Genomic DNA, 9053 nt, shown 5'->3' with positions numbered 1-9053 from the left:
ACACCCCCCCCGGGCGGCGGCGGCGGCCAAACCCCCACCCTGCTCGCGGTTCGGCGGGGGGGGTCACCCGGGGGGGGCCCCGGGCGGCGCCGCGGGCCCCCCCCGGGCACGCGGCCCCGTTGTCCGTGATCGCCGGAGCCTGGCAAGGTTTCCTTCGATCATCGAGACAGGGAGCTGACCAGTGGGCTGTGTGCTGATCACCGGGGCGTCGGGCCGGATCGGCGGATACCTCCGGACCCGGCTGCGCGAACCGGGGCGGACGTTGCGGCTGCTGGACACCGCTCCCGCCGAGGCCGCGGCGGCGGGCGAGGACGTCGAGATCATGACCGGTTCCGTCACGGACGCGGCCGTCCTGGCCGAGGCGTGTGCGGAGGCGGACGCGGTGATCCACCTGGCGGGACACCCCCGCGAACACACCTGGCGGGAGATCCTGACGGTCAACGTCGACGGCACCCGTACGGTCCTGGAGGCCGCGCGCCGTTGCGGGGTGCCGAGGGTGATCCTCGCGTCGAGCGGGCACGTCGTCGGATTCCGCGAGAACGAGGGGATCCTGCCCGCGGACAGCTCACCGCGCCCGGACACCTACTACGGCTTCGGCAAGGCGGTGCTGGAGTCGCTGGGCAGCCTGTACCACTCCCGGTTCGGCATGGACGTGATCTGTGTGCGGATCGGCGCCTGCTTCCCGGATGTCGGCAACGCGCACGGGATGCAGTTGTGGCTGTCGCCCGACGACGCGGGCAGGCTGTTCGAGGCGTGCCTGACCGCGCCGGAGCCCGGATACCGGATCGTGTGGGGCGTTTCGGCCAATACCCGGGGGCGGTGTTCGCCGCGCGAGGCCGCAGAACTCGGCTACCGTGCCGCCGACGACTCCGAGCGGTTCGCCGGCACGGTCCCGGCGGACGACGATTCCGCGTCCGCCTACCTCGGCGGGACGTTGTTCGTCACCACCGAACTGGGCGTGCCGATGCGGTGAATCACCGGGCCCGGCCGGTCACGTGGGACTCCGGACGCGGGAATCCGGGTGTTCCCCCGGTGGGGCGGCCCGTTTCGCGGCGCGGTACCGGTGCCCGGTGTACCAGGCGATCGCCCCGCACAGCAGGGCGAGCACCGCGACCGCGACCAGGACGTCGGTCACCGACGACACGACGAGCGCGAGCACCAGCGGCCCGAGCAGACCGCCGGCCCGGTTGAAGAACGACACCGTGCCGGTGATCCGGCCGCGGCGGCGGGCGTCCGCGAGATCCGCCGCGATCGGCAGGAAGAGCGCGGCCATGGTGTTGACCGCGAACAGCGCCGCCGCGAGCACGGCGGCGGACAGCCAGGTCACGGCCGAGGTCAGCCCGGACACCGTGAGCGCGAGCAGCACGCCGGCGGTGGTCACGGCCAGCCGGACCGCGAGCGGGATGGCGCCGAACCGGCGGTAGGCCAGCGTCAGCAGCACCGCGCACGGGACCATCACCAGCGCCACCACCGTGAGCAGGGTGTTCGCGGTGGTCAGCGAGAGCCCGCCCGCCCTGGCGAGAGTGGGCACCCAGGTGGTCAGCCCGAAGGTCAGCAGGCCGACGATCCCGGCGTAGAGCCATTGCAGGCGGGTCGTGAACGCGGTGCCCGCCGGTTCCGGCACGGCGGGCCCGGCGTCCTCCGGCCGCGCGACCGCGCGGAGCGTACGTTCGGGCACCAGGACGGTGGCGAGGGTGAGCAGGAGCCCGATCGGGGCGCCGATCAGCCAGAGCACCCGCCACCCGAAGACCGGCTCCAGCCACAGCGCCGATCCCGACGCGATCAGGTAGCCCAGCGCGGTGGCCACCATCGACAACGCGGCGACGACCGGACCGCGCGAACCGCCGGGGAACAGGTCCGCCAGGATCGTGACGAGCATCGGCGCCAGCCCGCCGACCGCGATGCCCATCAGGAAGCACATCGCCACGTTGCCGCCGAACGAGGGCATGCACCCGCACATGCTCGTCGCGGTGAATCCGAGGGTGGCCAGCAGGTACGAGCCGCGCCTGCCGATCTGGTCGGCGAGCCTGCTGAACACCAGCGCCCCGGTCGCGGTGCCGGACAGCCCGCCGACGGCCAGCAGCGCCGCGGTGGACGCGCCGATCCCGTACTCCGCGCGCATCCCGGGAATGACGAAACCCAGCGTCGAGGTCTTGCTGATGTCGATGGTCAGCGCGGTCGTCGCGACGAAGGCCACGAGCCCGCGGCCGCGGGACCCGGCCCGCGCGGCGGCCACCGGGGCCCGGCGGGGGCCCCGCAGCAACACTCCGGCCAGCACCACCAGGATCCCCGCCCCGGCGAGGAACATCTCCGGCATGTCCGGCAACGGCATCCCGCGCAGTTTCGGGCCCATGTCCATGCCCATGCCCATGTGGCCGGGCAGGAACGCGCGGACGAACCCGACGGCCGAGCACACGACGACCAGCACCACCCCGGCGCCCACGACCACCCTCGCGGGCCCGCCCTCCCACCGCGTCACCGCCGCCACGCCGCCCCCAGTCTCCGATGATCGGACCTTCTCGACCGTAGGCCCTCGCGGTGAGCAGGCCAAGGTCTGGACCGGATCCGGCACGGGCGAAGATCCGCACTGTCCGGTTAGGACGGTGCGGATCTTCGCCGAACCGCTCCCCCGGCCGGTGCCGGTGCGGCATCATGGGCCGAATGACCGACGCTGCCCACCACCTGCTGGACGACGAGGTGGACTTCGACGACTTCGAGTTGTGGACGGCGCGGCTGGCCTTGCGTGTCCTGCTCGACGAGGCGCTGGCCGACTTCGAGATCATGCGCGCGCTGGCCGAAGAACAGGTCCCCGCCGAGGTGGTCAGTGCCGCCGTACTGGCCGACGAGTCGGTGCTGACGCGGATCCGGGTCACCCAGGACCGGCTGTTCCGCGAAGGACGGCACGGAGCGGTCCCGCGATCCACCATCCCGGCACTCCCGCGGTTCGCCTGGTCGGCGCTGGTCGTGGCGCTCGGTGGCGGGTACCTGTCCTTGCTGCTGCTCGCCTGGCCGAAACTGCCGTTGCCATGGCAGATCTTCTCCGTGGTGGGATTCTTCGCGGTCATCGTGCTGTCGGCCAGGATCGTCGTCGGCCGGGTGCCCTCGCTGCTGGGTCTCCCGGCCGAGGAGGAACTGGGGCGGGCTCAGCCCGACCCCCGGCAGCTGGGACTCGGCGACCAGCGGGAGTTCGTGCTGGCGGAGATCGTGCTGCCCGCGGTGCGGGAGTTCGTCCGGTCGCAGCGCACCGTCCGCTACGGCAGCAAGCTCGTCTACACCGAGATCAGCGGGCTGTACGAGGAAGACGGTTCGAAGATCGTGCTGACGTCGGCCGCCCGCCGGTTGCGCCGCGTCATCGAACGCGCCGACTCCGGCGCGGTGGCGCTGGCGGGCTCCCGCGGTGTCGGGAAGACCACCGCGATCCGCGCCATGCAGCGGGGACTGCTCAACAGCTCGACGTCGTCTTCGCCGCTGGTGGTGCTGGCTTCCGCGCCCGCCCACTACGAGGCCCGTGACTTCGTGCTCCACCTGCACGCGCTGCTGTGCAACGCCGTGATCGACACGGTTTCCGAGGTGCTCGGGCCGCTTCTCCCGCGTCGGCGGGAGGACCGCGCGCAGTGGGTCCGGAACGGTCTGCGCGGTGTCGCCGGATTTCTCGGGTTCGCCGCGCTCTGCCTCGTCCCGGCCTTTTTCCTGTGGAACAGCACGCTCATCGGGTTCCCTGCCGAAGCGGGCCGGGTGTTCACGGCGGCCGCGGCGGATCTGCCCGGTTCGGCGCGGGCGCTCTGGGCCGATCAGCCGATGACCCGCATCATCGCGCTGGGCCTGATCGTGCTCTTCGCGGCGCGCACGCTCTGGGTGGTGCTGCGGGTGCCGGCCTCCCTGATCCTGTTGTACCGCAGGCGACGACGCCATCGCGAGCTGTTCGACCTGCTCCGCACCGCGCGGAAACACCTTGTGCGGACCCGGTTCCTGCAGACTCACACGACCGGGTGGTCCGGGAAACTGAGCCTGCCGTTCAAGGGCGAGGCGGGCCGTACCTGGTCGACCCAGCGGGCCGAGCAGCAGCTCACGCACCCCGAGGTGGTGGACAAGCTGCGCGAATTCGCCGAGAAGAGCGCGCGAGTCCTGCGCGAGGAGGGCGTCACCGACCGGATGGTGATCGCGATCGACGAGCTGGACAAGATCGGTGAACAGGAGAAGGCCCACCAGTTCGTCAACGACGTCAAGGGCGTGTTCGGCGTCCCGGGCTGCCTGTTCTTCGTGTCGGTTTCCGACGACGCCGTGCTGAACTTCGAACAACGCGGGCTGGGCGTGCGCGACGCGTTCGACAGCGCGTTCGCCGAAATGGTGCGGCTGGAGCACTTCACCCTCGACGAGAGCAGGATGTGGGTGGCGTTGCGGCTGCAGGGAGTACCGGACCAGTTCTGCTATCTGTGCCATTGCCTGTCCGGCGGGCTGCCCCGCGATCTGCGCCGGTACACGACCGACATCGTGGACGTCACCGCCGAGGTCTACCAGCCCTGGCTCAGCCACGTCGCGGACAAGCTCGTCCGCACCGAGCTCACGAGCAAGATGCACGCGCTCTCCGGAACGGTGACGACGCTGGAGGACGCGGGCGAGCACGTCGGGCTCATCGCCGAGCTGCTCGCGATCCCGGAAACCGCGAATCCCCTGGAACTGGCCGAACTGGCCGATCAGCTGGTGCGCGGAGTCGACGGACCGTCCTCCAGTCCGGTGAACACGCTGCGCTGGCACGGCGGCTGTTTCGTGCTGTTCTCCGCCACGATCCTCGAAGTCTTCGACGACGACCTCGACGAGACCGGCCTGACCCCGGACCTGCACCAGCTCGCGCTCGTCCGCCGTCAGCTGGCGCTGCACCCGCAGCTCGCCTGGCGCCGGCTGCTCGACTTCCGCAAGGCCGCCGGCCTGCACGGCTGAACCGGCCCCGGCAGTAACGAGTCGGCAGCGGTCGTGCACGCCGGGTTTGCGATCATGACCACGGGGTAATTCCCGATCATGGACCCCAGGCTGTGGCGCCTGCTGGTCACCGGCTCGCTCCGGCTGTTCCTCGCCTGCACCGCGCCCACCGTCATCCAAGCGCCGGTCCTGGTCGGGATCGTCGGCGTGCTCGTCGCCCTGCTCGTGCCCGCGCCGGCGCGGTTGCGTCCGTTCAACAGAACGGTGGCGCCGGAGTCCTCCCGCGACCAGCGCCCGGATCCTCCTGCCAGGTAACGAAAAGCGGTCAGCCGTCCATCGCGGGGTCGCGCGGGACAACGAAGGCCCGCAGCACGGCCGTGTCCGCGGCGACGTCCCGCCACGGCCCGGGAAGCTCCAGCACGGCCAGCGCGCACGTCGGGAACTTCGTACGGACCCGTACGAGCGCGTCTCCGTCCGCCGATCCCGCGAGCTCGACGGTCACTTCGCTGACTCCGGGCTCGTGCCCGACCACCAGCAACGTACCGACCTCTTCGCCGGTTTCCCCGACCACCGCGAGGAAATCGCCGAGCCCGGCACCGTAAAGCCGTTCGTCGTAGGCGACCGGCGGCGAGACGCCCAGCGCCCCGCCCGCGATCCGCCAGGTTTCCCGGGTCCGCCGCGCGGTGGAGCAGACCACCCTGTCCGGGACGAAACCGTGGCGCGCCAGCCACCGCCCAGCGCGTGGCGCGTCGCGAAGGCCCCGCGCGGCCAGGGGACGCTCGTCGTCGGCGACGCCGTCGGGCCACGCCGACTTCGCGTGCCGGAGAACGATCAGCCGCCGCATTACTCCATTCTCCCCGTTTTCACAGCGCGCGCACAGCGAGGGCCGGGGTTCTCACAGAAACGTGTGGTCGGATGCGGGCAGCACAGCGTTGACCGAATGGGGGAACCACGATGTCCGGCCCGCCTCCCGCCGATGCCGGTCCCGTCCCCGATTCGGCGCGGAAGTACCGTCCGGAACTGCAGGGGCTGCGCGCGCTGGCCGCGTCGCTGGTGGTCGTCTACCACGTATGGCTGAGCCGGGTCTCCGGCGGCGTGGACGTGTTCTTCCTGATCTCCGGTTTCCTGATCACCGGTCAGCTCTTCCGTGCGGCGGGGCGCGGCCGGATCGCGTTCCGGCCGCTGTGGGGCCGGATGATCAAACGCCTGTTCCCCGCCGCGCTGACCGTCCTCGTCGCCGTCGCGGGCGTCGGCATCCCCCTGCTGCCGCAGGATCGCTGGTTCCAGACCATCAAGGAGATCTTCGCGTCCGCGTTCTACGTGGAGAACTGGCGGCTGGCCGCGGATTCGGCCGACTACTTCGCCCAGCACAACACCGCCAGCGTCGTCCAGCACTACTGGTCGCTGTCCATCCAAGGCCAGTTCTACGTGGTCTGGCCGCTTTTGGTGGCGCTGGTCGCTTTCCTCGCGACGCGGCTACGTCGTTCGCTGCGCGGCACGCTCTTCGTCACGCTCGCGATCGTCTTCGCCGTCTCACTGGCCTACTCGGTGCATCTCACCGCGGCCAACCAGCCACTCGCGTACTTCGATTCCTTCACCCGGGTGTGGGAATTCGCTCTCGGCGGCCTGCTCGCGCTCGGGATCGACGCGATGTCCCTGCCGCGCCCGGCCAGGGTGCTGTGCGGCTGGCTCGGTGTCGCCGGGCTGGCGGTCTGCGGGATCGTGCTCGACGTCGGCAGCGTCTTCCCCGGCTACGCGGCCCTGTGGCCCACCGTCGCGGCGGGTCTGGTGATCCTCGCCGGTGCCACCGGAAGCCGCTGGGGCGCCGACCGGATCCTCGCCTCGCGGCCGTTCGGGTATCTCGGCAACCTCAGCTACGGGCTCTACCTGTGGCACTGGCCGGTGCTGATCTTCTACCTCGTGGCCAGGGACCGCGAGCGGGTCGGGCTCGCCGGGGGCGCCTTCGTCATCGGCGTCTCCGTGCTGCTCGCGGCGCTGACGTACCACCTCGTCGAGAATCCCGTGCGTGCCTCGGCCATCGGCGTCCGCACCCGCTGGGGCGCCTACCGGTTCGGCCTCGCCGCGCTGGTGCCGGTGGTGTTCGTCACCGGGACCTGGCAGGTGGTCGGCACGAAGAAGGCCGACTTCTCCATCGATCTCGACGATCCCGCGCATCCCGGCGCCCAGGCACGGTCGCCCGAGGCGCCGAAACCCGTCACCCCCAGCACGGTGGTGCCGCCGATGATCGCCATCCCGAACGACTGGGGCGGCATCGCGGACGCCGCCTGCGTCAAGTCCGCCCGCGACCAGGATTTGGAGATGTGCACCAGCAAGACCACCGGCACCCCGGCGAAACGCATCGTCGCGGTCGGCGACTCGCACGTCCAGCAGTACCTCGCCGCGCTCAAACCCCTTGCCGAGCAACACAACTACCAGATCACGTTCATGCTCAAGGGTGCCTGCCCGTTCTCCACCACCTCCGACGCGATGCCCGGCGACAAGGGCTGCACCGACTGGAACGCCGCCGCCGCACAGGAAATCCTCGCCCTGCGCCCGGACGCGGTGTTCACGCTCGCCAGCCGTGACGTCCGCGCGGGCCTCACCGAACAGACCCCGCCCGGGTTCGTGGCGCAGTGGCGGAATCTCGACCGGGCGGGCATCCCGGTGGTCGCAGTCCGGGACAATCCGCGGTTCGACTTCTCCCCCGCCGCCTGCGTCGAATCACGTGGCCGCAAGGCACCGGAGTGCAGCGTCCGGCGAGACCGGCTGTTCGCGCCGATCCCGCCCTACCGCAAGGCCGCCGGCGTCCCGCCGAACGTTTCGTTCCTGGACTTCAGCGGCTACTTCTGCGGCACGCTGTGCAACCCGGTCGTCGGGAACGTCCTGGTGTACATGGACGACAACCACGTCACCGCGACGTTCATGACGACCCTGTCCCCCGCGCTCGACCAGGCGATGACCTCGGCACTCGGCTGGTAGCTAGTCCGCCGGGCGTCCCGCGTCGCCGACCGGGCGGACCACCTTGTGCGGGAACCGCCGTTCGACGTGTTCCTGCGCGGACGAACCGGGGCGCACATACACGGGTTCGACCTTGTCCTGCAGCGGTCGCAGCACGTCCGTCATGAAGCCGCGGCGGTCGTCGAGGTAGGGGCCCAGCACGTCCTCCCCCGCCGGGCAGACGGCCATGCAGTACGCGGCCTTGTAGTTGGCCTTGAAGGAAAGGCTCTGCCACATCGACGCGTTCTCGGAGTCGGACACGCGCGTGCGGAAGTCCTTGCCGTCGGCGCTGTCGGCCACCGTTTCGACCCAGTCGGTGAACCCGCCCATGAACTCGCGGTAGTTGTGCGTCGCGCACGCCACGACGTCGAACTCGCCGTCCTTCCCGATCGCCCCCACCGGGCACGCGGCGACGCACAGCTTGCACTCCAGGCAGGGGTTGTAGTCCAGAGCCTCGCCGTACGCGCTGACCTCCGCGTCCACCAGGAGTGTGGCGAGCAGGACGAAGTTGCCGAACCTCGGGTGGATGACGTTGCGGTGCACCCCCATCGCGCCGAGCCCGGCGGCGACCGCCACCGTCTTGTGCGCCACCACCCAGATCCGTCCCGGGTAGTGCTCCATCTCCATCGGGAACGTCGCCGACGGGTTGAGCGCGCGGTGGCCCGCGTCCTGCAGCGCGCGGACGATCCGGTGACCCGCCTCGTTGATGATCTCGCCGCTGCGGTGGAACTCCTGGTTGGCCACGCTGCGCGCGGGCGTCCGCACGTTGTCGCGGTTCATCCGCACCACCAGCGAGATCAACGTCTTCGTGCCGGGCAGCGCGCCGAGCACGTGCTTGCGCTCGCCTTCGAGGTCCGGATGGTCGAGCGACACCGCGGCCATGTCGTCGGCACCCGCCGCCAGGCACAGCTCCCGCAGCCACTCGGCGTCGATCACCGCGGGTTTCGGCGGTTGCGTCGCCCGGCGGGCCAGCACGTTCCGCACGGATGGATGCCCGGCCAGTTTCGACGGCAGCTTCCGCTCGGTCACGCCTGTCCCCTTGTCAGTCAGTTGGAAAACCAAACCGACAGTAACCCGGCGCGAGTTGGAAAACAAGACTCACTGGGGCCCGGACGAGCTGAAGGGGACTTTCCTCGCAT

7 protein-coding genes are annotated in these 9053 nt (G+C 70.7%); 4 read left to right on the top strand and 3 right to left on the bottom strand.

Features of this window, described 5'->3' with window-relative positions; genetic code table 11:
• The first annotated feature begins 181 nt into the window (after positions 1–181).
• A complete protein-coding gene (locus ACFWX1_RS08860) occupies positions 182–973 on the top strand; it encodes an NAD-dependent epimerase/dehydratase family protein (protein WP_378385371.1) in 792 nt (263 codons plus the stop codon).
• Positions 974–991: 18 nt separating this feature from the next.
• Here the strand turns inward: ACFWX1_RS08860 and ACFWX1_RS08855 are convergent, their stop codons facing one another.
• Positions 992–2488: an MFS transporter gene (locus ACFWX1_RS08855; RefSeq protein WP_378385369.1), complete on the bottom strand. Its 1497-nt coding sequence runs from the start codon at positions 2486–2488 to the stop codon at positions 992–994.
• A 173-nt stretch (positions 2489–2661) separates the two neighbouring features.
• On the opposite strand from ACFWX1_RS08855, the gene ACFWX1_RS08850 reads away from it, so the two are divergent.
• Positions 2662–4938, top strand: a complete 2277-nt coding sequence (locus ACFWX1_RS08850) for a hypothetical protein (protein ID WP_378385367.1) — start codon at positions 2662–2664, stop codon at positions 4936–4938.
• 78 nt (positions 4939–5016) lie between these two features.
• Positions 5017–5232: a hypothetical protein gene (locus tag ACFWX1_RS08845; protein ID WP_378385365.1), complete on the top strand. Its 216-nt coding sequence runs from the start codon at positions 5017–5019 to the stop codon at positions 5230–5232.
• Between the two features lie 10 nt (positions 5233–5242).
• On the opposite strand, the gene ACFWX1_RS08840 is transcribed toward ACFWX1_RS08845, so the two are convergent.
• Positions 5243–5761 carry a SixA phosphatase family protein gene (locus ACFWX1_RS08840; protein ID WP_378385363.1) on the bottom strand — a complete coding sequence of 173 codons (519 nt, stop codon included), beginning with the start codon at positions 5759–5761 and terminating at the stop codon, positions 5243–5245.
• Between the two features lie 110 nt (positions 5762–5871).
• Here ACFWX1_RS08840 and ACFWX1_RS08835 point away from each other — a divergent pair, with 110 nt between their 5' ends.
• Positions 5872–7896: an acyltransferase family protein gene (locus tag ACFWX1_RS08835; protein ID WP_378385361.1), complete on the top strand. Its 2025-nt coding sequence runs from the start codon at positions 5872–5874 to the stop codon at positions 7894–7896.
• Here ACFWX1_RS08835 and ACFWX1_RS08830 read toward each other — a convergent pair whose 3' ends face one another.
• On the bottom strand, positions 7897–8943 hold the full coding sequence (locus tag ACFWX1_RS08830) for a (4Fe-4S)-binding protein (RefSeq protein ID WP_378385359.1): 1047 nt from the start codon (positions 8941–8943) through the stop codon (positions 7897–7899). It abuts the gene before it with no gap.
• Positions 8944–9053: the final 110 nt, after the last annotated feature.

It is taken from the genome of Amycolatopsis sp. NPDC059021 (genome assembly GCF_042739895.1).
Taxonomy (GTDB): Bacteria; Actinomycetota; Actinomycetes; order Mycobacteriales; family Pseudonocardiaceae; genus Amycolatopsis.
Note: the sequence above shows the minus strand (reverse complement) of the source record. Positions and strands in the feature narration are given on the sequence as shown.